Origin of the sequence: Clostridium sp. ZBS15, assembly GCF_023845705.1 — a bacterium.
In the GTDB taxonomy this organism is placed as follows: Bacteria; Bacillota; Clostridia; order Clostridiales; family Clostridiaceae; genus Clostridium; species Clostridium aquiflavi.
Genome location: NZ_JAMQHY010000212.1, coordinates 1 through 289, shown reverse-complemented (window position 1 = coordinate 289; position 289 = coordinate 1). Strand labels below are relative to the sequence as shown.

1 pseudogene is annotated in these 289 nt (G+C 68.5%); it reads right to left on the bottom strand.

What is annotated here, in order from left to right:
- Window positions 1-230, bottom strand: a pseudogene (locus tag NG904_RS17070) (4-hydroxybenzoate octaprenyltransferase); the annotation flags it as partial.
- Between the last annotated feature and the right edge of the window lie 59 nt (window positions 231-289).

The window sequence follows — 289 nt, the reverse complement described above, 5'->3', positions numbered from 1 at the left end:
CTGATGACGCCGTTCACATGGAAGAACGCGCGGTTCACCCGCGTCAGGGCGTCGGGTCGGGCGAGCCGGTGTTCGTAGACCAGCAAGCCCCCCGCAAGCACGAGCCCGCCGACGTATACCCAGCCGAGATGCGGCGAGGCAAAGTACAACCCCACGAGCAAGCCAAACATCACCGCATGGCACGCAGCCGCGATTCGCAAACTTCGCGGAATGCCGAAGCGTGCCGGCACGCTGTGCAAGCCCGCGTCGCGGTCGACCTCCGCCTCCTGGCCCCCCTCCCCCCCCCCCC